The organism is Clostridium sp. (assembly GCF_047718555.1).
Lineage (GTDB): Bacteria > Bacillota > Clostridia > Clostridiales > Clostridiaceae > Clostridium_I.
The window spans coordinates 33012-57666 of the sequence record NZ_JBDNRK010000025.1; the positions used below are offsets into that span (position 1 = coordinate 33012).

The following is a 24655-nucleotide window of genomic DNA, read 5'->3' on the forward strand; positions in this document are numbered from 1 at the left end:
AGCATAGTTATCTTATAAACATAGCATCTCCAAAACTGAAAAATCTATATCTTTCCTTTACTGCTGTTTCATAGACATTCATTATTATTTCTCTATTAGATAGTGCACTAACCAGCATTATAAGAGTTGACTCTGGAAGGTGAAAATTAGTTATAAGACCATCAACCACTTTATATTTATATCCAGGATATATAAATATATCTGTCCATCCTGTTGATTCCTTTACTCTTCCATTTTCATCTCCAATAGTTTCAAGAGTTCTTGTAGAAGTAGTACCTACAGATATAACTCTCCCTCCCTTATGTTTTACGTCATTTATTATATCTGCACTTTCCTTTGAAAGAATATAAAATTCTGAATGCATATGGTGTTGTTCTATATTATCAACCTTTACAGGTCTAAAGGTTCCAAGTCCTACGTGCAATGTTAAAAATACTGTTTTTATTCCTTTTTCCCTTATCTTATCCAAAAGTTCATTGGTAAAATGCAATCCAGCAGTAGGTGCTGCAGCAGAACCTTCATTTTTTGAATACACAGTCTGATACTGCTCTTTGTCTTCCAGCTTCTCAGTTATATAAGGAGGCAGAGGCATTTGCCCTAATTTATCCAATATTTCTTCAAATATACCTTCATACTGAAATTCTATTATTCTATTTCCCTCTTCAGCTACTGATTTTACTTCTGCTGTAAGAAGGCCATCTCCAAATTCAAATCTCGCTCCTACCTTGGCTTTTTTACCGGGCTTTACAAGAGTCTCCCAGCTGTCTTTATTTATTCTCTTTAAAAGCAATAGTTCTATTTTCCCACCACTGCCTTCTTTATTTCCTATAAGTCTAGCCGGAATGACTCTGGTATCATTTAATACTAAACAATCTCCAGGATTTAAATAGTCAATTATATCTTTAAAAACCTTATGTTCAATATGTCCTTTATCTTTACTCAGCACCATCAATCTGCACTCATCTCTTTTTTCTGCTGGATGTTGTGCTATTAGTTCCTCTGGTAAATAAAAATCAAAATCCTTAAGCTGCAAAAACTCCACCCTCTTTAAAAAATTAACTGTATATTAAAATTTATCTTTATTTTCAACTTCTTTAAACACAGAATATTGTTTATAATTTTTATTATGTGAATTTCTATTTCGATTTAAATGTTTGTAGGTTCTATCCGTAGCAACTCTTCCTCTTGGAGTCCTCATAATAAATCCCTTTTGAAGTAAATAGGGCTCATATACATCATCTAAGGTATCCAATTCTTCCCCTATAAAATAAGCTAAAGTTTCAAGTCCCACTGGGCCACCATTAAAATTATCCACTATAGCTTCTAGAATTTTATTATCTATTCTGTCAAAGCCCTCTTTATCAACTTCCAAAAGTTCTAAAGCTTTTTCTGAGGATTGAATATCAATAATTCCATTACCCATAACCTCTGAATAATCTCTAACTCTCTTTAAAAGTCTATTGGCAATTCTTGGAGTACCTCTAGAACGTCTTGCTATCTCAAGAGCCGCTGCTTCTTCTATGTCTATTTTCAATATAGACGAAGATCTTATAAGTATCTCTTTAAGTTCTTCATCTTCATAAAATTCCATAGGACACATTACTCCAAATCTATCTCTAAGTGGCGATGTCAAAAGACCAACTCTAGTAGTAGCTCCAATTAATGTGAATTTTGGGAGGTCTAATCTTATAGACTTTGCTGCTGCTCCCTTACCTATAATTATATCTAAAGCATAGTCCTCCATAGCAGGATACAATATTTCCTCTACACTTCTATTTAATCTGTGAATTTCGTCAATAAATAGTACATCAAATTCAGACAAACTGGTAAGTATAGCTGCCAAATCCCCAGCTCTTTCTATAGCTGGCCCTGAGGTTATCTTTAGATTTCCTCCCATTTCTCTGGCAATGATATTTGCAAGAGTAGTTTTACCAAGTCCAGGAGGTCCATAAAATAGAACATGATCTAAAGCTTCTCTTCTCTTTTTAGCTGCCTTCACAAATATATTGAGTTTTTCCTTAACTTTATTCTGACCTATGTATTCTTTTAGTCTCTGAGGTCTTAAGCTATACTCTATATCGTCATCTTCACCTAAATTTACAGAAGTTACTATCCTTTCCTCCATATTTTCCCCCTTAATTCATTAAAAATTTTAGACATTTCTTTATTATGATTTCCAAACTTTCATTTTTATCTGAAGCTTCAATTGCCTTCTCCGCTTCTTTTTCTGAGTATCCTAGAGATATTAATGCACCCATAACCTCAGCCATTTTCTTATCCTGTTTAAAAATATCCTCTGAAATATCCTCTCCAGTAATCTTTGTTACAAATTGATCCGCTTCAATTCTATCCTTTAATTCAAGAATTATTCTCTGAGCTATTTTTTTACCTATTCCAGGCGCCTTTGTTATGACCTTTTCATCTCCAGTCAATATAGCATATTTTAAATTATTAACTGTAGATATAGATAAAAGAGACAGGCATGCTTTGGCCCCTACTCCATTTATAGTAAGCAGTCTGTTAAACATACCTCTCTCTTCCTCAGTAAGAAATCCATAGAGTCCTAAAAAATCTTCCCTTACTATTTGCTCTAAATACAGCAGCACTTCTTCTCCCGTTTTAGGCATAGCAGCCATAGTACTTCCAGAAACATATATTTTATATCCAATGCCATTATTTTCTACAATAACAAAATCTTTATCTATACCAATAAAAATACCCTTTATGTACGTATACAAAATTAATCCCTCATTATCTTTAAAATCTACTTTATACTTTACCATTTAAATTATGTTAATTCAAGTTCATATAAAAAACCTTTTAATTCATAATTGTGAGAAATTACGAATCAAAATCTTTTTACTTAAAAAAGCCTCCAGACTTAGGACGTAAAGTCTGAAAGGCTATCTCTAGCTTCTTCTATAGTATTATATTCTTGTGAATCTTTATTAAATATTACCTCATCTTCACCTTTATGATTGATGTTTCCGCCTGTTTCCTGAAGCTGTAATTCACCTTGATCATTAACTATATAGATTTCAAAAGAATTTCCATTAAGCTTTGGTACAAATTTACCTGGTGAATGAAGTTTTACACATACAATTTCATTATCTTTAGTTTCAATTTTAAATCCTTTTGCCTGAAAACTACTATAAACATCCTTAACCGCTTTACCAGCCATGTCCTCATTGCTAGTATTGGAAGTCTTTAGAGTATCTTCACTAACTTCATCTTTTCCATTTAATTCATTATGCTTTCTGTCTACATATATAACTGGCAAATCCTTTTTTATTATTGTATTATCTGAAGCAGGATCTTTTTTAATACTATTTTGTACATTTACAGTCTGTACATTAGAATTGTTATCAGCTTTTCCTATTTTCAAATATCTTTTATATAAATAAGCTATATTACCCTTTAAGACACTTCTATATCCGTAACAAAATGAGGCCGTAAAAGTAATTAATAATACTAAAATTCCTATAGCAATTTTTCTATTTCTGTTCATATTAATCCCTCCTATAGAGGAATTATTGACAGATAATTCTATTTTTAAACCTATATGCTGCACATTTTTGAGAAAATAGTTATTTTTCTGCTGTCCCGCATATCCAGTTTTTTTCTTCTTTTACTTCTATTTTTATATTACTATAGCCTGCTTTTTTAAATAGTTCTTCAAATTCTTCAGGAGTATATATTTTAAGACCACCAATCTTAACATATTCCTCATTTCTTTCTTTAAATTTTTCATCATTGTATATTTCATTTATTACAAGAATTTTCCCTGATGGCTTTAAAACTCTCTTTATTTCAATAAGATTATTCACAACATCTGGCCAAAAATAAATAGTTTCTACGGCAGATACTATATCAAATTCTTCATTTTCAAAGGGAAGTTTATCTACAGATCCATGAAAAATTTCTACTTTTCCCTTGCCTATAAAATCTTTATTATACTCACTGGCCCATTTTACACAATCCATTGAATAGTCAATTCCAAAAACTTTTCCTTTAGGTGCCAGAGAAATTAACCTGTTTATAGTTCTTCCTCCACCGCAACCTATATCCAGTATAGTACTATTTTCTCTTATATTTATTTTATCAAGTCCCCAGTTTGTTAATTCAAAATGACTTTCATTCATTCCTTCTACTACGAATTTTCCAATTTCACCTGTAGGCTTTCTACATTGATTTAATTTTTTTGCAATTTCACTCATATATTGATCCTCCTGATAATATAGTATTACATAATAATGATTATCACATGCATTTAAATAATACTCCATTTCTCAGCTAAGGTCAATTATCTTTAACTTGCTTTGATAAACAGAGTTCTTTGTTTCAGATGGAGTTTTTTTCTCCATCTGAAACTTAGAAATCGTTATCCAGGGACGTAGCATCCGTTATCTCCCACTTTGATAGAAGATGGGAGTATTACGGATGGTAGTCATCGGATAAACAGAATTCCCATAAGCAAATAGTTAAACTTAAAAAAACTATTCAATTGCATATTATCCAATCAAATAGGTTTTTTATAGAATTATAGACTGTTAATTTAATAAATATTTAAATAAACTTATTCTACAATTTCCCAAATATTTTTCATTTCTTTAATATAACCATATTCAATAACATCATCATCTATAGTTTCTCGTTCTCTGTTATAATAAGATACAGGTATAGCTACCTCAAGAGATCCTCTTTGTGATAATTTACCCTCTAAATAATTTTTTTTCATGTTATCAAAATTCTGAACCAGTCTTATACCTAAGTTTGAGTCAGTATTATAGGTGGCTCTCCAAAAATCTTTTCTAGTTACGTTTTCTTTTAATTTAACTTTTACTCTTTTAAAAGCCATGTTTTTATACCTCCATTATTAAAAATTTCAACATAAGTATTTTTAATTAATACTTATATAATAATTGAATAACAGGTCAAGTACAACTTAATTTATCAAGTAACTCTATTACTATGATTAACTTTTGCCTATATTTTATACAATAAATTTCATTATTTGCAATATATAACATGCGCTTATCTACATAATTTAAAATTCACCAAAGGTTTACTATATATTATACTACCAAAAATACTTAGTACATTTATTTATTTTCACATGCCTTAACTTCTTTTCTTATTTTTAGTTTTACCCCCAAATTATCTGCAATTTTTTTGCATTCATCAATATGTTCTCTTGGTATGCAGTCCACTATAGAAAGCTGTACGTTTTTCACAACTTTTTTACATTTCTTTGTAAAGTCTAAAATGGCATCAAAGGCTTCTTCACCAAATATACTATGACATATCTCATCGTACTCTTTAGCATTTCTGGCATTTAAACTTATAGACACACTATCTACAAGATCTTTAAATTTTGATGTAACATCATAGTTGTGAATTTTGTTTGCCTGTCCATTAGTATTTATTCTTATACCTATACTGCTTTTTTCTTTAACTCTTCTACACACTTCAATTACTGTATCAACTCTTTCAAGGGGTTCTCCAAATCCACAAAATACTAACTGTTTATATTTACTCAAATCTCTTGAAAATATATCCTTTACTATTTCTTCAGAGGTTGGCTCCCTTTCAAGCCATAAATCATTTTGAAAGGCAGCTTTAAGATTTCTTACACAAAAATCACAGGCATTTGAGCATTTATTTGTTACATTCACATACAGATTATCATTTACTTCATATGTAATAACCATACCAATTCACTTCTTCCCTCATATTTAAAAGTGCGATGGAACTTAATATTGTCCCGCTACTCTTGATATTTATTTAATATATTATTATGACACGTTTAATATATAGGTTACACTAAAATTACATCACATATTTTTCTTTACCAATTATTATAATGAATTCTTGATTCGTCATAATAATTGGATTCAGCTTTATGCTCTGCTGGATAGCCTATAGATATTATTGATAATGGTATAATTGATTCAGGAAGTTTTAAAATTTTTTTTATTGGATTTGCTCTCTCTTCTAAAGGATAAACACCAAGCCAAACTGCTCCAAGTCCCAATTCCTGAGCCTCAATTAGAATGTTTTCTGTAGCTGCAGAACAATCCTGTACCCAAAATCCGCCGACTTTATCTCTATTGATATTTCCACAAACTGCAATTGCCACATCTGCTTCTTTAAGCATTGCTGCATATCCATGTACATCAATAATTTGCTTTAATATATCTCTATCTCTTATGACAATAAATTCCCATGGCTGTTCATTAGCAGCAGAAGGTGCTGACATTCCTGCTTTTAATAACTCCTTTACTGTATCCTCTGATACTTTTTCCGATGTATACTTTCTTATACTTCTTCTTTTAAAAATTGAATTCATAAAATTTCCCACCCCTCCCATTTATACTCAAGTTAAATTTTATACTATATTAATTATATCATAAAAATTTTTTTAACTTCCTTAATAAGTCATTTACACATTTTTATATGAAAACTTAAATTTAAGTCTATTTTTGTAAAATTACATTGATAAAAGCCTTACATATATGTTGCAATAAATTATATTAATAATAAAGTATTTAAGCAGCTGATATCTAAATGTTATGTATTAAATGAACAATTTTAATTGCAACTTATATAGTAAATATATAAAAATAAGAAGCTCCACTAAATTTTAGAACTTCTTATTTTGTATAAACATTTTTAAATAAAATAATGAATTTTTATATCATACCATAAATTTTCTATCGATTTACTGTGTAATAACATCTTTTGGGTGACACTATCTTCCCTTCAGCTTTTAACTCCTTAATTGCCTTTTCAATCTCCTTTTTATCAACATTAGCTAAACTAACGATGTCACCAGTTTTTAATGGACTTTCAGCTTCACTTAAAGTTTTAATAACAATATCTTTTGCACTCATATTTATACCCCCTTATAAGAAATTATAATTAATTATATTGAAATACTTTAACAGTTTTTATAATTTTTATTTAGCAACTCACATATATTACCTGAAGTAAAGCCCATTGGACATATTGTACACCAACTGCGTGGCTTGAATATTATTCCAGTTAAAAATGCTATAAAAGTAGCTGCCTCCATAAAATAAAGAATAGTTTTCTCAAGAGTATCAATGCCCTTAGGTACAGCCCAAATCATAAGCAGTATAAAGCTTCCCATCATAATTCCCCATAAAGCAAAACGAAATGTTTTTTTATGCATCCATACAGGCATACTGTGCTGTCTAGAAATGCGTGCTGTAAATTTCCCAATAAAGGAACCTCTTGGACATATACGGGCACAACTCATCTTTCCTCTTCCAGATAGAGCAATGATAATTGGAGTAAGCATGCATACAAAGCCATAAAGTCCAAAGGGCGGCCACAAATTGGCTATTAACATCCATAGTATTGTAATAATCCAGGTCCATCCCTGTTGGGATTTTATCCAGGGCTTGCGATGCTTTTTATTTTTTCCTAATTCACTTGATAACTGCATATTATTTTCCAAGGCATGCACACTTCCTCATAATATTTTTACGCAAATTCCATATTTCAAATATGTTTAGTAGTATTTTGAAATTATTATAATACCACACTAGCATATTGTCAATAAAATCCATACCTAAACTAGAATTTATAATATAAATTTCCATATAATATGTTGGGAAAATTTTCATAAAAATACTAAATTAAAAAAGCCATAATTCTTCTATTAAAATTTCTCTATAGACATTTAAATCCTATAAAAACAAATATATTAATATTATTTAACTTTAGCTTTTTCTAAAGCTTCCTGTGCACCAACAATAATTCCCTGAGAGCTAGAACTAGCTCCAGATACCACATCTACTTGTGTTGATTGGGCTTTTATTATCTCCTTTGGTATTATATTTACAACTTTTTCATAATATCCAGGTGTACCCTCTGTCTGCTCTGCCTTTATATCTACAATTTCTCCTTGTTTAATGGTTACTGAAACTTGTACATTGGGCTTAATATACATAGAAGAATTTCCCGTATATACCCCGTCTTTATATTTGATTTTATTTGATACCTTTTTACTTTGCACTATATTTGCACTTGCTTCTATGGCTAAATTATTTTTATTTACTGCTGCTCCAACATAGTTATTAGTAGAATATATTACAGCAAAACTTGCTATAGCAACTGAACTAGCCAATGTTGAATTAATATCTTTATTAAATATATTTGTTTTTACATTTCTTCTAGGACAAGTCTCTATACATTTTAAACAATTTATACATTCACCATTATGAACACTATTATATTTATACAGTGATAATCCCATAGAACAATTATTTGTACACAATCTACAGTTTCCACATTTTTCATTGGGTTTATTGATTTTAAAAGGACTTACTTTAGAAATTAATTTTAATACAGCCCCTAAAGGACATAAATATCTGCAGAAAAATCTTTCAATAAATATAGCTCCTATTGCAATAATTACTAAAATTATAAATTCCAAAATTAAATTACCTGTAATTTGTTGAAAACTAATCAATCTGGCAAAAGCGTTCCAGGGATCTGCATTTTTAAAAATATTACTACCCATTGTCCATGAGAAAATTATTAATGCTATTAAAACTATATATTTTATGTATTTTAAAAAATAATCTATCTTTTCATCTAATTTAAAATTTATCTTGAATATGTTTTTTCCAATTCCATGAATCAGATCATTTAAGGTTCCAAAAGCACAAATAAAGCTGCAGAAAAACCTACCTACAATTACGGTTAAAATAAGAATTGTTATAAGTTCAATTAAACTAGGATATATCTGCACAAAGTTGAAATTACCTTTGATAATAGATATATATGTATTTCTAATCTCACTAAATACTAATGCAAAGAAACCTGGCAATAAGAATAAAAATAAAAGTTGTAAAATAACTCTTATTATTCTTATTTTATGCATTTTAAAATTGTATTGTATAATTTTATTAAACATTGCGAACTTATCCCCCTATTTTTATAATATTAAGTTAGGTTTTATAAATAATACTTATAATCATTTACACACATATATTTTCTATAAATCAAAATATCTGAGTAATCCAATTTGTTTGCTTTTATATTAAAAGCTTCATTTATTTTTGTCAAGTAGATTTACTAATGAATTATAATTTTTCTAAAATTTATTGGTTTCTATATTTGCAATTTATTTTACCTTTTATTGAGTTTCAAATTAGCCTAATGTACAGAATTCTCCTAATCTTTATATTGCTAACCTATATTTTGTTTGATATAATTGGCACAATAATTGAGCAAACTTTTCAAAAATTTTATCTCAATATAAACACAAAGTTCACTAGACAAACTAGAGACTGTGTTCTTAGATCTTAAGGGATATTGTCTTTAGTTTTTTATCTTTGAAAATTATAAATTCTAAATACGTAAGCTTTATTATCTATATTCCAAATGAAATTTATATAATATGGAGAAAGTATATAGAAAATATTAATAAATTATAAACTATATTGACAATCACAGTACAATATATTAACATACTAATTATATTGGATTACTCTTAAATTTAAAATTATAAATTACTCATAGTTGACCAGAAAACTGGAGACTAGGTATCTATTACTTTTTAGATATCTAGTCTTTTCGTCGTATTTAAAAGTTTCAAAACCATAATTGAAATCAGTAATTTTTGTATGCTGAATATTAATAAGGCTATCTACAGTGTTGTTTTATAGAAGGGAGATTATATGTATGAAAATATTAAAAATAAAGTATTGTAAAAGATTAACCAGCTATCCATAAAATTATTAGATTATCAGTTAAAATAATTCAATAGCAACTAATATTATATCAGGGGGAAAATTAAATGAGTGAAGCAGTTAAAATTTTAGATAAAGTCTCTGTTAATGACTATAAAGTTACAATTAAAAATATAAGAAAATCTTATACTGTAATTCCTGAAGAAGGTAAAAGTGAAGAAAAATTTTTAGTATTAGAAGATTTTAATTTACAGATAAAAAAAGGTGAATTTATAACTATAGTGGGTCCCAGCGGCTGTGGTAAATCTACTTTTTTGGATATTTTAGCTGGACTTTCTAAGCCTACTTCTGGTGAAATACATATTGATGGAAAATTAATTACCGGGCCGGATCTTGACAGAGGAATTATTTTACAGGGGTATGCACTATTTCCATGGCTAAATGTACGACAAAATATTGAATTTGGGTTGGATATAAAAGGTATTTCTAAAGCTGAAAGGAGAGAAATAAGCAATAAATTTATTAAGCTTGTGGGTCTAGATAAGTTTGAAAATAGATATCCTCATGAATTATCAGGTGGTATGAAGCAAAGAGTAGCCATTGCCAGAGCCCTTGCCTATGACCCAGAAGTATTACTTATGGATGAACCCTTTGCAGCTGTAGATGCACAAACCAGAGAATTACTCCAGGAAGAGCTTCTAGCTATATGGGAAAAAACCAATAAAACTATTGTATTTATAACTCACAGTATAGAAGAAGCAATATTTCTAGCAGACAGAGTAGTAGTAATGTCTGGCAACCCAGGTAAAATTGAAGAAATTATTGAAATAAATCTAAAAAGGCCTAGAAATACTGTGGATATAAGGGCTTCTAAAGAATTTAATGAAAAGCAAAATAGAATATGGCAGCTCCTTCACGATAATAGAAAAAAGTAAATTTCAGCTAAATATAGTTTATAAACAAAATTGTAAAGAAATAAGGTGATTATTATGAGTAAATCAAAACGAAATTATAGTTATTATATTTGGAGATATAGTGGAGTAGCATTACTTTTAGTTCTTTGGGAAATTCTGCCTAGAATTGGAGTATTCAATCCTCAATTTATTCCATCTTTTTCAACAGTTGTAGGACAAATATATATATTATGGTTTAATAATGCTTTGTTTACTAATATTATGGTAAGTTTATGGAGAGTCATATTGGGTCTTATAATAGCATCAGTTATTTCCATACCTATAGGACTTTTACTTGGAGGTTGGTTTAATGATACCGCCGACCTTTTTGATCCACTTTTCAGAATACTTGGTCAAGTAAATCCCTTTTCATTACTGCCGGTATTTATATTATTTTTCGGAATGGGTGAAGCCACAAAACTAGCTGTAGTCGCCTGGGTATGTATATGGCCTCTTTTATATAATACTATATTAGGAGCCAAAAGTGCTGACAAGCTTTTAATAAAAGCCGCTCGTTCCATGAATGTATCTAACTGGCAGCTATTCAAAAAAGTAATATTACCATCAGCAGAGCCTTCAATTTTTGCAGGACTTAGAGTTGGTGCAGAAATGTCATTTTTTATGCTTATTGCTGCAGAAATGATAAGTTCTAATGCAGGTTTAGGGTGGCTCTTTCATAACTCTTCAATGAATAATCAAATTCCAAGATTATATTTATCCGGGCTGTTTATTGTAGCTCTTGGCGTAGCACTAAATAGATTTTTAATATATTTACAAAATAAATTATTCTTCTGGAAAGAAAGAGAACATGGTTTTAGCTTTATTAAGTGGAAAAAAGAAAATAAAAAGTTTAATAAGGTACAACTTACAATATTGACTGCATTTATAATTCTACTTATAACTGTAGGAACCTACCAAGTTAACTATTCAAATACTACAGAATTCAGTAACAGATACAGTAACAGCAATGCAGAAGGACATATGGATATGAAAGGTATGAATATGGATAATTCTACTGGAAACAGTTCTGATCATATGAATATGGGAAACAGTACACAAAACAGTTCTGATCATATGGATATGAATATGTCAAAATAATATCCTTTAAGGAGGCAAACTTTATGTCAAATAAAAAAGGTGACACTATTTATAAATTTTTAATTATATTTATATTTATTTCAATATGGCAAATTTGCAGCAGCATAGGAATATTTGATAATCAATTTATTCCTTCCTTTTCTAGTATTATGGCAACGTTATGGGATATGTTTCATTCACAAAACTTAATATTAAATATGGGTATAAGTGTACAAAGAGCTTTACTTGGATTCGTTGTTTCCATTGTAATTGGTATACCATTAGGTTTTTTACTTGGAGGATGGTTTTCTAAAATAGATTTAGTAGCAGAACCTGTGATAGAAATTTTTTCTCAATTTAACCCTTTCTTATTATTCCACATCTTTCTTTTAATTTTAGGTATTGGGGAAAGCACTAAAGTAGTAATAATTGCCTGGACATGTATATGGCCCATAATGTTCAATACGGTTTACGGAATTAGAAATATGGATTCTCTAATATTAAAGGAAGCCAGATCCTTTGGCCTTGGAAGGTGGAAGCTATTCCATAAAGTAGTACTGCCATCAATTTTACCATCAATTTTTGTAGGTCTCAGAATTAGTGCAGGATACTCATTTTATATGCTTATTGCAGCAGAAATGATGGGTGCCAGTTCAGGATTGGGTTGGTTACTATTAAGTTATCAGCAAACCTATGATATAAAAAGGATATTTGCAACAGCTGTTGTCATCGCCTTTCTCGGACTAATTATGGATATTTTCATGAAATTTATTCAAAATAGATTTGTTCCTAATAAAATCAATGCAGATGGCAACCTATAGAAACTTTAAAATGAAGAAATCTAAAAAATGATTAAGTTAAATTAACTTAATCATTTTTTATGTAAATCATAAAATCAACAAATATTTTTCTAATACTCCTACACTTATTCAAAGTGGTAGTAAAGAGTGGATAGGTCCCTTGATAACGATCTACCCTAAAGGACAACGAGTTCTAAGTGTCAAAAATACTGATACTTAGAACTTTGTTTGTGTACTAAAATAGATTATATATTACATATACTCCAATAAATTACCATAATACTTTCCTCAATTAAGGTTACCCTATATTTAAAGACCAATGAAATATTTTTAAACTAAAGAAGGTGATAACCATGAAGAGACTACATAATATCCCGAAAATTACATTATTAATTTTACTATTCCTATGTACAATTAATAGGACTAATGCATACAGCTGTGAATTAAATTTATTAAGTAATGCAACCATTAAAAATCATAGAAATATACTATACAATAGAGAAGTCTTTTTAACTTTTGACGATGGCCCTTCTCCTAATAACACAAGAAAAATCCTAAAAATACTAGATGATAACAATGTAAGAGCTACATTTTTTGTAGTTGGCAACAAAGTTGACGAAAATCCTTCCTTATTGAAGGAATTAGACAATCATGGTATGGCTATCGGAATCCATACTTATTCACATAATTATAAAAAAATATATAATGATTTACAATCTTATTTAGAAGATTATGAGATATGTAAGAATTCTATTGAGAAACTAATCCATAAAGCTCCTATTTCTTATGTAAGAATGCCTGGAGGTTCTAATAATCTCACATCAGAAAAATCTGTTTTAGATTCTATAAAAACTACCTTAAATAATAAAAATATAAACTATGTAGATTGGAATGTATGCTCCAGTGATGCCGATAGCAAGGAAGTTCCTGCAATAAAAATTCAAAACACTATTGAATATCAATGCAAAAATAAAAAAACGGCTGTAATATTAATGCACGATACCTACTATAAACACTCCACAGTAGAATCTCTTCCTAATATAATAAGTTATTTAAAAGAAAATGGATTTGTATTCAGAACTTTTGACGATTTAACTGAACAGGAAGAAACACGGATGGCGGCTTCTGGAATAATGAACAGAAGGTAATTAAGTTTTACCTTCTGTTCAAATATTTTACTCATACATTTCTATCTAGATTTTATTTAAATATCATGATCCCCAAATAGCTACATTTTGATTATCTAAAACAAACATATTGTTTTCCCATTTTAAAGTATTTAAGACATACCCTAAAGAATCTGCATTATATCTTCCTGCTATTTTTTGATAAGCCAACAACTCATATACTCCATTTGCGTCAAAATCAACAGGATACAAACCACTCAGTGGATTCACAAATCCACTAATAGGACTTTTTAGTTTGCCATTCTGGTTATATATTTCATTTAAATAATCTGATCCCCTATTGGATATATCTATAATATATTTCTTATTATTTTTCTCGCTGACAACTTCCACCTTATAGTTATCTTTATAGGTAACGGTGTATTGGTATTCTTCATTATATACATCAACGTTAAATAATAATCTAGGTATGTTGTTAATGAATGAATAAATGTAGTAATACATTATTCCACCACTACCACCAGAATTAATACCTATTAAGATATCATTTACAGCATTCCCAGTAAAATCGCCCAAAAACAAGGTAGGATTATATCCTGAATTTTGTATAAGTTGTATATTAGTAAATTCACCTGTTTTTCCATCCTGTATTACAAGAGTAATATTTTGAATAAATGGACTATCTGCGGTCTTTACACCTGTTAAATACACACCATCTGGTATTCTATCACCATTTATATCTCCTCGTACATAGGCAATAATTTTGGGATGTAGCATGCTCTCCCTGTAATAGTAATTATTATACATAACAGCTCCTTTAAATCACAAGCTTTGTATATATTTTATGAGCTAACCAGAAATTATGCTACAAGTTTTAATTCCTATAATAAACTTAGTAGAAGTATAAACTTTCACTAAATTTAAAAAGCTTTAAAATTTATCATTACTCAGCTAAAAAAGATTTAATTACATCTTCTGCTAGCTTAACTAACAGTGGTAAGGATACAGAAGCTATATTCTTAGTTGAATCCTTTAGTTTTTCCCATACTTTATCATCGCGAATTGTATCTATGTATTCATGACCTTTCCATGACAAAAAAGATATATCTAAAGGTACTCCATCTCTATAATTTATTGCATCAATCAAACCACCTTGATGAGCTTTTCTAATGTGATAATTTATTGTATCCTTATCATATTGCGTTAAGCGTGATATCAAATCTTCAGCAGATGCAAAAGGATATTCATAAGTTGTATTTTTTTCAACATATAAAAGTATATCTCTTATACAATCATTATTCAATTTCATAATGCGCACCACCTTTCTAAAAATATAATTCTACAAAATAATATAAAAACCTTTAGAAAAATATGTCAAATATTCTTCTATTAGAATAAGGTATTTCTTAAATTAATCTTAATATTTATTTCCATTTGTTTTTGTAACATAATTTAAATTTAATCATAGAATGTAATTGATCATATTTTTGAAACCGTAAAAAATACAAGGGGGTTTCCAATGTATAATAATAATTTTTTTTATCATCCCTATCACATGCCTCAGAATACTTACCCATTCTTAAATGAAAAAATAGAAAACTTTAATAGATTTCAGCATTATGATGAATTTGAAGATTTTGACGAATTTGAAGAAGATGATTTTTCCAAGGACAGCAGATCTTCTGACACAGAGACAGATATAATATTGAAATTAATTTACGATAATGAACCTAATCTGTTTTCAAACTTTAGAAGATTTAGAATAAGTACCAAAATGGTTAACAATTTTTTCAGAGAAGCTATCCCCTATGCTTTAGATAATTCATCAAAATATAGCGGAGATATAGAGCAAAAAAGTCACATGCTATATATAGATTTCAAAAGACAAAACTATCCTATTGTATTTTCAGTTTTATCAGCAGGTGTACCTGAAAATATAGTAGATAATACTTTTGAAGATGTAATAAAAGCTTGTCTTGGAAACAGATTTGTTCCTCCTTCTGTCCTTGACAGATGGAGCCAGTGGGAAGATCTTGGTGGAGTATTATACTCTGGGCCTGCAGTTTCTTCCTGGGCACCTAATAGATTGGATACTTTTGTACAGGGAACCGACAATGCTATGTGGCATAAATGGTGGAATGGTTCCAGATGGAGTGACTGGGAGAGTCTTGGCGGAATATTAACTTCAGCTCCCGGGGCTGTCTCCTGGGGAAATAACAGAATTGATGTATTTGTAAGAGGCACAGATAATGCTATGTGGCATAAATGGTGGAACGGTTCCAGATGGAGTGATTGGGAAAGTCTTGGTGGAATATTATCCTCAGCTCCTGCTGCTTCTTCCTGGGCACCTAACAGAATAGATACTTTTGTACGGGGCACTGACAATGCTCTTTGGCATAAATGGTGGAATGGCTCCAGATGGAGTGACTGGGAAAGTCTTGGCGGAAACCTGACCTCGGCTCCTGCTGCTGTTTCTTGGGGTAATAATAGAATTGATGTATTTGCAAGAGGACGAAACAACCGTCTATTTCATTTATGGTGGAACGGTTCTCGCTGGAGCAGCTGGCAGGATCTGGGTGGCAATATAACTTCAGCCCCTGCTGTTTCCTCTAGAGCCTCCAATAGACTTGAAGTATTTGCCAGAGGAATAAATAATCAATTAATAACCATGTCCTGGGATGGTTCTCGCTGGAGCAGCTGGAGAAGTCTTGGCGGCAATATAACCTCTGACCCTGCAGCAGTATCCTGGGGACGTAACAGAACTGACGTATTTGCAAGAGGCACAAATAATGCTATGTGGCATATTTGGAGAAATTAATTATTCATATTCTATTACTTATTATTAAATTTAGTATATATTTTGTCTATTATAGTTACTTGCAACTGCCACAAATTCAATTTTTTAAAGCAATGTGCTATAATCCTCTTTATATTCGAAAGATTATAGCACATTAATATAAATTGCAAACTTCTTGAAGCATTAAGCTCTGAATTCTATAAGTTGTAGTAGTTCACACTACTATATGAAATCAATAGCTATTTAAACCATTCTTCTCTATATACTTGTGTTCTTTTACTATGTCATATAGAATTATGAATTCTTTTCCTAACTCATGTAGCTTTTTATCAATGGCTTCTCTTTGTTCCTTTGTTAAATTTGTATCTTTTATTCTGTCTAATAAAGGATACAAATCCATTTCTATCAATCTTAATTTAACTTCTGCACTTAATCTCCCATTGATTTCTTTTTGCTCTATTTTACATATATCTATATTATCTATATCTTTAATTTCTATCCTAAAATCAAAAATAATTTCGCCATCTTTTAAATCTTTGTAACTTCTATATAAAATTAAATCAGATATTTCATTTTTATCTATACGTCCACCAATACTAGCATAAAAAAATCCATATATGTAGCATTTGCCATTTTCTTCAACAATTATAGTATCATAAGGAATTTCATATTTATCATATATAGTTATTACATCTCCACTATAATATTTCTTGCCCTTATATGTCATAAAATAAGTGCCTATATTATTGAAAGATTTTCCTTTCTGATAAATTCCTTTTATTTTAGTTATTCTCGCCTTCAATGTACCCACTCCCTTTATTTATTATATTTCTTAAATTATTCTTTTGCTATTTTGATATCTTGTATAGAAATTACTATACAGATGTTATTCTTTTACTAAATCTAATTAATTTTATATTACATTTATTTATAGTCAAGTGTCAAATAAGTCCTCATCTATTAAATAAGGACTTTATTATACTATTTTTATATTAATAAATATATTTTTAATTTTTCTATTTAGACATGTTTTATGATGAACTTGTCTAAATTATTTTATAAAACTACTCAACTCTTTTGTGGCAATAAAAACTTTTAAATCAACATTTAATTTTTTATTATAAATTTTTATTTCGTTATGGTCTAAATTTAATAATATCATTATTCATACTAGCTTCCTGTCTAGCTTAAATATTTTTCAAGATTTGATATAAAAAATCAATTAAACAATTCTCGTGCAGTCTGGATAAATAATTGCACCGCAAGTGAACCTTGTTTTAATGAATGAACAGCCAAATTAATATCTCTTAAAATCGGTGGATCCAACTCACGAATTTCAATATTAGGTGGCAAAGTGGTCAATGACAATTCTGACAAAATAGCTAAACCTAATCCTTCTTTTACCATATTCAGCAATGCGCTTGTGCTATGGACCACAAATTTAACTTGAAGATTCGTTGCCGTCTTATTAAATATATCAATAATTGGTAATTCATTTCCGCCTTTACACATTATAATAGGTTCGTTATCCAAATCATTTATACGAATGTATTCTTTCCCTTGTAATGGATGATCATCTCGCATTATGGCAACCATCTTATCTTTATATAAAGAAATTATTTCTAGATCTTCATTTGGTGAGGAAATAATTCCTACATCTATAGTTCTCGATACTAACCATTCTTTTACTTCGTTAATAGTCCCCTCATAAAGATTGAATTCTAAATTAGGATATTTATGCTGAATAGTACTAATAATTTTGGGTAAAAAATAAGCAGATGCAGTAGGGAATGTTCCAATGCGAATTGTTCCTACTTCAAGGCCTTTTTCAGCCGCAGCTTCTTGTTTCATCTGTTCTAATCCTTTCAAAATCTCTCGAATATGTATGAGCATGCGTTTACCTACATCTGTAAAAATAATTCCATTTTTTCGGTCTCGAATAATTAAAGTAATATCTAATTCTGATTCAAGACTTAATATTGCCCGACTAACAGCCGGTTGGCTCATATAAAGTTCTTCACCTGCTTTTGTGAAACTTCCCGTTTCAGCAATTTTTAAAAATACCGTAAGTTGTGTAATTGTCATATCCTTTTTGTTATGCTCCTTATAAAAAATATTCATTTTATTTATATGTAAAAATATTATAACATAATAATAAATTTAAAATAAGGAGTGACCAAAATGAGACAACTTTCCAAACTGCAAACTTTCATTTTCCTTGCATATCTGGTATTTATGTGGGGGTTGAACTGGCCACTAACCAAACTTGGCCTATTATATGCTCCACCATTACTATTTGCAGGTATAAGAACCTTCATAGGTGGTCTTATATTGCTTATATTTGCTCTTCCACGCTACAAAAAGTTAAATATAAAGAGAACTTGGCATATTTATCTAATTTCTTCAGTATTAAATATTATATTATATTATGCCCTTATGACTTTTGGTCTACTTTACATCCCTGCCGGAATATTTTCAGCTATTGTTTTTCTTCAACCTGTACTTCTTGGTATTTGTTCCTGGTTATGGCTTGGAGAGTCCATGTTCAAATTAAAAATTATTGGTTTGATTCTTGGTTTTTCTGGTATCGCAATTATAAGTTCTGTTAGTTTAACTAATCATACTTCCACCCTTGGAATATTGATTGCTTTATGTACTGCATTGAGTTGGTGTTTCGGTACGGTATATATGAAGAAAACAAGCCAACTGGTAGATTCAATATGGATGGTGTCACTTCAACTTACAATTGGTGGTCTTTTCTTACTAGGATCAGGTTCTGTCATTGAAAGTTGGTCTAATATCGTCTGGAATATACCTTTTGTTTCAAATTTGCTATTTATTTCGATATTTGTGATTGCTTTAGGATGGCTGGCTTTTTTTATACTTATTGGTTCAGGAGAAGTGAGTAAAGTAGGATCTTATACATTTCTCATTCCGCTTATTGCAAATATTATCAGTATCCTATTTTTACATGAGTCTACTACTGTCAATCTTTTAGTAGGTCTGTGTTTTATTCTCGTAAGTATCTATCTAGTTAATTCAAAAAAACCTTTCAACAAAAAAAAGAAGGAAAGAATCAGTATTTAATTACTGCTCTTTCCTTAGAACGATAAATCAATCAATTTTTGCATTCAATTATTTGATGGCCGATAATAGCATTTTTCAAGTTATTTAATCATTTTTCTATTTTAAGAGCTGGTTTTTAACCTTACTTATTCTACATAACTAACATTTTACTTGCAATAGTGCAGTATTTAAATCATCCTCTGGTGAACTTATTGGTTTTATATTAAAGGTATCCACTAGATATTGTAATACATTAGGTGATAGGAAAGCTGGTAAACTTGGTCCTAAGAACATTCCTTTTATACCCAGTGATAATAATGCTAATAAATCAGCTACGGCCTTTTGTTCATACCAAGAAAGTACAATGGTCAGCGGCAGCGAATTTACATCTGTTTCAAAGGCATCTGCCAGCGCTGTGGCTATTCTAACTGCTGAATAGGCATCATTACATTGACCTACATCTAATAATCTGGGTAGTCCTGCTACTGTTCCAAAGTCTAATTTATTAAATCTGTATTTACCACAGGCCAAAGTAAGAATTACACAATCTTCTGGAACCATTTTTGCAAACTCAGTATAATAGCTTCTTCCTGGTCTTGCTCCATCACAACCACCTATTAAGAAGAAATGTCTTATTTTCCCCTCTTTAACTGCATTAACTATAGCTTCAGCATGTGATAATGTTGCATTATGTCCAAAGCCTACTAGTATTTCCTTTTCTTCTTCATCTTCTTTAAATCCACCTAGTTCTAATGCTTTATTTATTATTTCACTAAAATCCTTAGTTCCATCTTCAGAAACTCCGATATATTTTACTCCATCCCAACCTACAACACTAGTAGTAAATATTCTATCTTTATATGTTTCTCTTGGTCTCATCAAACAATTAGTTGTCATTAAAATACAGCCTGATATTCCATCAAATTCTTTCTGCTGATTTTGCCAAGCAGAACCAAAATTACCTACTAAATGTTTATATTTTTTTAATTCTGGATATCCATGTGACGGAAGCATTTCACCATGAGTATAAATGTTAATCCCCTTACCTTCGGTTTGCTCAAGCAGCATTTCTAAATCTCTTAAATCATGTCCGGATACTATAATAAATGGACCTTTTTTAATATTAACATTTACCTTATGAGGTGAAGGATTTTTGTATCTAGTGGTATTTGCTGCATCTAGAGTTTTCATTACTTCTACGCTCATCTCTCCAGTTCTCATAGCCATACGTATCATATCTTCAAGAGCTAAGTTGTCATTTGTGGTAGATTCCAGTCCTAAAAAATAAAATTGGTCTACTTGATCACTATTATAACCAATAAACCTTGCCTGATGTCCGTAAGCACTTATACCTTTTAATCCATATAATATAGTTGATCTTAAGGATCGAATATCAGCATCAAGATCTTGGTCATACATAATTCCTGCTTTTACTGAATCCTTTAACATAGCTTCTTTAGTATCACTTAGATTATATGTAGCAGCATCTGGATATTCTCCTTCAGGCGCTTCATTTCTTAAGCTTTCCTTTATCTTTTGTGATTCCTTTAATCTTCTTACATGAACCTCTGCATCAAAGTTTACATTTGTCAATGTTGTGAATAGACTATTTTCTACAAATTTTACTATTTCTTTATCAATAATTTTTCCCTGTTCAATTAGAGGCTTTGCATAACAAGAAATTCCCTTCAACTGATATATTAACAAATCTTGCAGATTTGCAATTTCTGGTACTTTTCCACAAACTCCACTCTTTGTACAACCTTTTCCTCCAAATGTTTGTTCACACTGATAACAAAACATTAAATTTTCCACTTAAATCTCTCCTCTTAATATATATTTTTTTCTAGGAGTAGTATCTCCCTTCTTTAGTAAAATTATAGATAAATAATTATCCTTTCTCAATTCAAAACATAAATGTATCTCAATCCTATTTTAAAATAAATTGTATAAAATCATACTTTACATTTTATGTAAATTAAAGTATTATTTTACATATAAAGGAGTTGATATATTCTATGGATAATAATATGCTAAGTTCCGATAATCTTATTGAAAAAATTTTTTTAGAAACCGAAGAAGATGAAATGGAAAAAGAAAATTTACAATACGAAAGTAAAACAAAGGCAAGAAAAGAAACACAAGAAAAATTCCGAAGCATAGAAAAAATACTTGAAGAAAATGTATATATTGAAAGAAATATAAAAAAAATCTTAAATGAATCTAAACTTAATGTTTATGGCATAACAAGACCCACGTATCTATACTTTCTATTTATCCAAGCTATATTAATTGTCACTTCCATTATTACATGGAATTTTCATATTATTCTTTTAAACTTTAAATTATCTTTTATAATTATACCTTCAATTTTTATTTTAATCAGCAGCATAATTTATTATACAGTAAATTACATATGGAAAAAAAATATATATACAAAACATATTAATTACTACAGGGATATAACTTTTGTAGATAAAAACATACTAATTTTAATATCTGAACTTTTAGATAACCAATTAGCAATTTTAAATCTACTTCCTCATTCTTTTCTTAAGTATTTTATAAACAGATGTTATAAAACAAAGTTGGACAAATATATAAGTTTTTTATGCAAATACTCTAAGGCTCTTAGACGAAAAACTAAGGACAAAAATTTAAACCTCTGCCAAGGAATATTCACTCAAAATTTAGAGTTATTAGATAAAATAAGCACAATAGAAGCTCAATATTTCAGTTCTATGTTTAGAAATCCAGTAGCTGATACCCTTGAAGAATGTGTAGAAAAGTTTTTCCGTGATGAAGCTTCTGTTGAGTCATATTTTTAAAGAATAATAAGACCTGCAAATGCAGGTCTTATTATTAAGTTTTTTATTGCTTACACAATATTAACATTTGCAGTTTTATAAGCGAACATCCTGTTTTATGGTGTACTTGACAACTTGCTTATCTGCTTACTTTTCCTGAACCATCGCCATTCATAAGTGTCTCAACTTCAGATACTGATGAAAGGTTAGCATCACCATTCATGCTGTATTTTAAGCATGATCCTGCTGCAGCATATTCTATAATTTCTTGATTTGAAAGATTTGATGATATTGCATATATAAGTGATGCTGCAAAAGCGTCTCCTCCACCTATATTGTCTGCAACATGTATATCATATTTCTTTGAATTATAAAACTCTTTTCCATCATAAAGTACTGCTGTCCAATCTACATCTTCTGCTGTAAATCTGTTTCTCAATATTATTGTAGCATACTTAAGGTCAAATTTTTCTACAAGTTTTTTAAGTATCTCATTGCAGTCTTCGCCTTCACCTTCGCCTATTGCCATTTCTGCTTCTTCCATACTTCCAAGAGTTACATCACAGTATTGTAAAAGTTCTCTTATTGCCTTACTGAATTTATCTGCATCCCATAGATTTTCTCTGTAATTTAAATCTACGCTTACTGTCATTCCCTTTTTCTTAGCTGCTTTTACTGCTTCCAATGTGATTTCTGCACATTCTTCTGAAAGTGCTGGAGTTATTCCTGAAAAATGGAACCAATCTGCTCCTTCAAATATTTTATCCCAATCAAAATCTTCTCTTTTAGCTTTTGCTATTGCAGAATTTTTTCTGTCATAAACAAGCTTTGCAGGTCTTTGAGATTCTCCATTTTCACAAAAATAGAGGCCCATTCTTTCTCCGCCTCTTACTATATCCTTTGTATCGACTCCATATTTTCTCAATTCATTTACTGCACATTGTGCTATATCATTTTTTGGCAGCTTAGTTACATAACTTACCTCTTTACCAAAATTAGCAAGTGAAACTGCTGCATTTGCCTCACTTCCTCCATAAAATGCATTGAACTGCTTAGCCTGAGCAAATCTATCATAACCTGCTGGTGAAAGTCTAAGCATTATCTCTCCAAACGTTACTATCTTTCCCAATTTTTCCCACTCCTTATAGAAATTTGAATAATAATATTATTATATGTATATATAATACCGTTGATTTATGTAATATGTTGTCAAAAAACACCATATAACTTCTTAATTATATACTAAATAATTATAAAATTCAACGCATCTGCTAATTGCTTTTATATATGCCAACAATGAGAAGATATCTATACTTTTGATATTTAAAATATTTTTACTTAAAAAACTTTTTTCAATACAATTATCTCCTATTTTTAGTTTATATTCTTCTTTTGATTTTGCAAATATTTTTTATTATATTTGTTAAAAATATAGTTGTTAAGTTGCTATATTTTTATGAATAGGAGGAATAAAAAAATGAATAGAAATAAAAAGACTAAAAATGTGAAACAAAATAAAGCCATAAATAACATCACTGAAAAGACTATGGATATGAATGTCACAAAAACAACCTTTCATAATGGTTCTCCTGCTAAAAACAAGTAGTTACTTTTAGCTAAAAAGTTAGTTATATTATTGAAAAATAAGAGAAGGAATATATTATATATGTATAGTATATTCCTTCATTATATATTATATGGATAGCCTGTTAATACTTAAGCTCCATTATTTTAATTAAATAATTTTGAATTAAATCTATTATAAATTTTAATTATCACCCATATAATAAAACACTAGGTACATTTAAATGTATCTAGTGTGATAATTTTGAATTATAATAATCAATGATAAGCTTGTCTAATTCTTGGCTGATGCGTAATATCTCTTCATAGTTACATTCATTAGAATCCAGCATTATTTGTAATTCTTCTCTTAACTCCTCCAAAGTCTTTTTCATATTTTCCACCTCAATTTAGCAAGAATGTATGTTCGTATACATATTATATACTATTATTGAGATTTTTTGTATAGTTTTTTAAATTTTAAAAATACCTCAATATGATAGTTGTTAGATTTTACGTAGGATAGTTTTACGAAACATAGGTTAGATCAGACGTATTTAAAAGCATTATCTCAGTTCTTTTTATACTTTCCTTCACAATATATTTTTTGAAATGTGAAGTAAAAACAACGTAAATTTCATTTTGATATGCTCCTCTTAAGATAGACATATTGAAGCAAGTTCTAAAATTCAGGTGGGGATTCTTTTACCCCATCTGAATTTTAGAACTGCAAATGCATG

26 protein-coding genes are annotated in these 24655 nt (G+C 29.7%); 8 read left to right on the forward strand and 18 right to left on the reverse strand.

Annotated features, from left to right (window positions below):
• Positions 1 to 7: 7 nt before the first annotated feature.
• The 11 genes from queA to ABF633_RS11620 form a co-directional block, all read right to left on the reverse strand.
• A complete protein-coding gene (gene queA / locus ABF633_RS11570; RefSeq protein WP_415523899.1) occupies positions 8 to 1033 on the reverse strand; it encodes a tRNA preQ1(34) S-adenosylmethionine ribosyltransferase-isomerase QueA in 1026 nt (341 codons plus the stop codon).
• 33 nt (positions 1034 to 1066) lie between these two features.
• The gene (gene ruvB / locus ABF633_RS11575; RefSeq protein WP_415523901.1) at positions 1067 to 2125 is read right to left on the reverse strand and encodes a Holliday junction branch migration DNA helicase RuvB; all 1059 of its coding nucleotides are present in this window, start codon (positions 2123 to 2125) and stop codon (positions 1067 to 1069) included.
• 10 nt (positions 2126 to 2135) lie between these two features.
• On the reverse strand, positions 2136 to 2738 hold the full coding sequence (gene ruvA, locus ABF633_RS11580; RefSeq protein ID WP_415523930.1) for a Holliday junction branch migration protein RuvA: 603 nt from the start codon (positions 2736 to 2738) through the stop codon (positions 2136 to 2138).
• A gap of 143 nt (positions 2739 to 2881) precedes the next feature.
• Positions 2882 to 3508, reverse strand: coding sequence for a hypothetical protein (locus ABF633_RS11585; RefSeq protein ID WP_415523902.1), 627 nt, complete (start codon positions 3506 to 3508; stop codon positions 2882 to 2884).
• A 79-nt stretch (positions 3509 to 3587) separates the two neighbouring features.
• Positions 3588 to 4217 carry a class I SAM-dependent methyltransferase gene (locus ABF633_RS11590; protein WP_415523903.1) on the reverse strand — a complete coding sequence of 210 codons (630 nt, stop codon included), beginning with the start codon at positions 4215 to 4217 and terminating at the stop codon, positions 3588 to 3590.
• Between the two features lie 359 nt (positions 4218 to 4576).
• Complete coding sequence (locus ABF633_RS11595; protein WP_415523904.1) at positions 4577 to 4858, reverse strand: hypothetical protein; 282 nt, start codon at positions 4856 to 4858, stop codon at positions 4577 to 4579.
• Between the two features lie 244 nt (positions 4859 to 5102).
• Entirely contained in the window at positions 5103 to 5711 is a 609-nt protein-coding gene (locus ABF633_RS11600) for a TatD family nuclease-associated radical SAM protein (RefSeq protein WP_415523905.1), read from the reverse strand.
• A gap of 137 nt (positions 5712 to 5848) precedes the next feature.
• The gene (locus tag ABF633_RS11605) at positions 5849 to 6349 is read right to left on the reverse strand and encodes a nitroreductase family protein (protein ID WP_415523906.1); all 501 of its coding nucleotides are present in this window, start codon (positions 6347 to 6349) and stop codon (positions 5849 to 5851) included.
• A gap of 364 nt (positions 6350 to 6713) precedes the next feature.
• Entirely contained in the window at positions 6714 to 6893 is a 180-nt protein-coding gene (locus ABF633_RS11610; RefSeq protein WP_415523907.1) for a MarR family transcriptional regulator, read from the reverse strand.
• Between the two features lie 47 nt (positions 6894 to 6940).
• The gene (locus ABF633_RS11615; RefSeq protein ID WP_415523908.1) at positions 6941 to 7471 is read right to left on the reverse strand and encodes a 4Fe-4S ferredoxin; all 531 of its coding nucleotides are present in this window, start codon (positions 7469 to 7471) and stop codon (positions 6941 to 6943) included.
• 267 nt (positions 7472 to 7738) lie between these two features.
• Positions 7739 to 8947, reverse strand: coding sequence for a 4Fe-4S binding protein (locus tag ABF633_RS11620; protein ID WP_415523909.1), 1209 nt, complete (start codon positions 8945 to 8947; stop codon positions 7739 to 7741).
• An 885-nt stretch (positions 8948 to 9832) separates the two neighbouring features.
• Here ABF633_RS11620 and ABF633_RS11625 point away from each other — a divergent pair.
• The 4 genes from ABF633_RS11625 (at position 9833) to ABF633_RS11640 (ending at position 13703) form a co-directional block, all read left to right on the forward strand.
• Positions 9833 to 10660 carry an ABC transporter ATP-binding protein gene (locus ABF633_RS11625; RefSeq protein WP_415523910.1) on the forward strand — a complete coding sequence of 276 codons (828 nt, stop codon included), beginning with the start codon at positions 9833 to 9835 and terminating at the stop codon, positions 10658 to 10660.
• Positions 10661 to 10714: 54 nt separating this feature from the next.
• Positions 10715 to 11776, forward strand: coding sequence for an ABC transporter permease (locus tag ABF633_RS11630; protein ID WP_415523911.1), 1062 nt, complete (start codon positions 10715 to 10717; stop codon positions 11774 to 11776).
• A gap of 23 nt (positions 11777 to 11799) precedes the next feature.
• Entirely contained in the window at positions 11800 to 12576 is a 777-nt protein-coding gene (locus ABF633_RS11635; protein WP_415523913.1) for an ABC transporter permease, read from the forward strand.
• Positions 12577 to 12908: 332 nt separating this feature from the next.
• The gene (locus ABF633_RS11640) at positions 12909 to 13703 is read left to right on the forward strand and encodes a polysaccharide deacetylase family protein (protein WP_415523914.1); all 795 of its coding nucleotides are present in this window, start codon (positions 12909 to 12911) and stop codon (positions 13701 to 13703) included.
• A gap of 63 nt (positions 13704 to 13766) precedes the next feature.
• Here ABF633_RS11640 and ABF633_RS11645 read toward each other — a convergent pair whose 3' ends face one another.
• Positions 13767 to 14489, reverse strand: a complete 723-nt coding sequence (locus ABF633_RS11645) for a VCBS repeat-containing protein (protein ID WP_415523916.1) — start codon at positions 14487 to 14489, stop codon at positions 13767 to 13769.
• Positions 14490 to 14625: 136 nt separating this feature from the next.
• Positions 14626 to 14991, reverse strand: a complete 366-nt coding sequence (locus ABF633_RS11650; protein WP_415523917.1) for a DUF2513 domain-containing protein — start codon at positions 14989 to 14991, stop codon at positions 14626 to 14628.
• Positions 14992 to 15201: 210 nt separating this feature from the next.
• Here ABF633_RS11650 and ABF633_RS11655 point away from each other — a divergent pair, with 210 nt between their 5' ends.
• Positions 15202 to 16500 carry a sialidase gene (locus ABF633_RS11655; RefSeq protein WP_415523918.1) on the forward strand — a complete coding sequence of 433 codons (1299 nt, stop codon included), beginning with the start codon at positions 15202 to 15204 and terminating at the stop codon, positions 16498 to 16500.
• A 211-nt stretch (positions 16501 to 16711) separates the two neighbouring features.
• Here the strand turns inward: ABF633_RS11655 and ABF633_RS11660 are convergent, their stop codons facing one another.
• Positions 16712 to 17281, reverse strand: a complete 570-nt coding sequence (locus ABF633_RS11660; protein WP_415523919.1) for a hypothetical protein — start codon at positions 17279 to 17281, stop codon at positions 16712 to 16714.
• Between the two features lie 416 nt (positions 17282 to 17697).
• Positions 17698 to 18564 (reverse strand): LysR family transcriptional regulator, encoded by an 867-nt coding sequence (locus ABF633_RS11665; RefSeq protein WP_415523920.1) that lies wholly within the window; start codon positions 18562 to 18564, stop codon positions 17698 to 17700.
• 96 nt (positions 18565 to 18660) lie between these two features.
• On the opposite strand from ABF633_RS11665, the gene ABF633_RS11670 reads away from it, so the two are divergent.
• Positions 18661 to 19566: a DMT family transporter gene (locus ABF633_RS11670; protein WP_415523922.1), complete on the forward strand. Its 906-nt coding sequence runs from the start codon at positions 18661 to 18663 to the stop codon at positions 19564 to 19566.
• Positions 19567 to 19704: 138 nt separating this feature from the next.
• On the opposite strand, the gene hcp is transcribed toward ABF633_RS11670, so the two are convergent.
• Positions 19705 to 21360, reverse strand: coding sequence for a hydroxylamine reductase (hcp, locus tag ABF633_RS11675; RefSeq protein WP_415523923.1), 1656 nt, complete (start codon positions 21358 to 21360; stop codon positions 19705 to 19707).
• 203 nt (positions 21361 to 21563) lie between these two features.
• Here hcp and ABF633_RS11680 point away from each other — a divergent pair, with 203 nt between their 5' ends.
• On the forward strand, positions 21564 to 22373 hold the full coding sequence (locus tag ABF633_RS11680) for a hypothetical protein (protein ID WP_415523924.1): 810 nt from the start codon (positions 21564 to 21566) through the stop codon (positions 22371 to 22373).
• Positions 22374 to 22491: 118 nt separating this feature from the next.
• Here the strand turns inward: ABF633_RS11680 and ABF633_RS11685 are convergent, their stop codons facing one another.
• Positions 22492 to 23481 (reverse strand): PfkB family carbohydrate kinase, encoded by a 990-nt coding sequence (locus tag ABF633_RS11685; RefSeq protein ID WP_415523925.1) that lies wholly within the window; start codon positions 23479 to 23481, stop codon positions 22492 to 22494.
• A 348-nt stretch (positions 23482 to 23829) separates the two neighbouring features.
• Between ABF633_RS11685 and ABF633_RS11690 the strand changes: the two genes are divergently transcribed.
• Positions 23830 to 23958, forward strand: a complete 129-nt coding sequence (locus tag ABF633_RS11690) for a hypothetical protein (protein WP_415523926.1) — start codon at positions 23830 to 23832, stop codon at positions 23956 to 23958.
• A gap of 208 nt (positions 23959 to 24166) precedes the next feature.
• Here ABF633_RS11690 and ABF633_RS11695 read toward each other — a convergent pair whose 3' ends face one another.
• A complete protein-coding gene (locus ABF633_RS11695; protein ID WP_415523928.1) occupies positions 24167 to 24310 on the reverse strand; it encodes a Spo0E family sporulation regulatory protein-aspartic acid phosphatase in 144 nt (47 codons plus the stop codon).
• Positions 24311 to 24655: the final 345 nt, after the last annotated feature.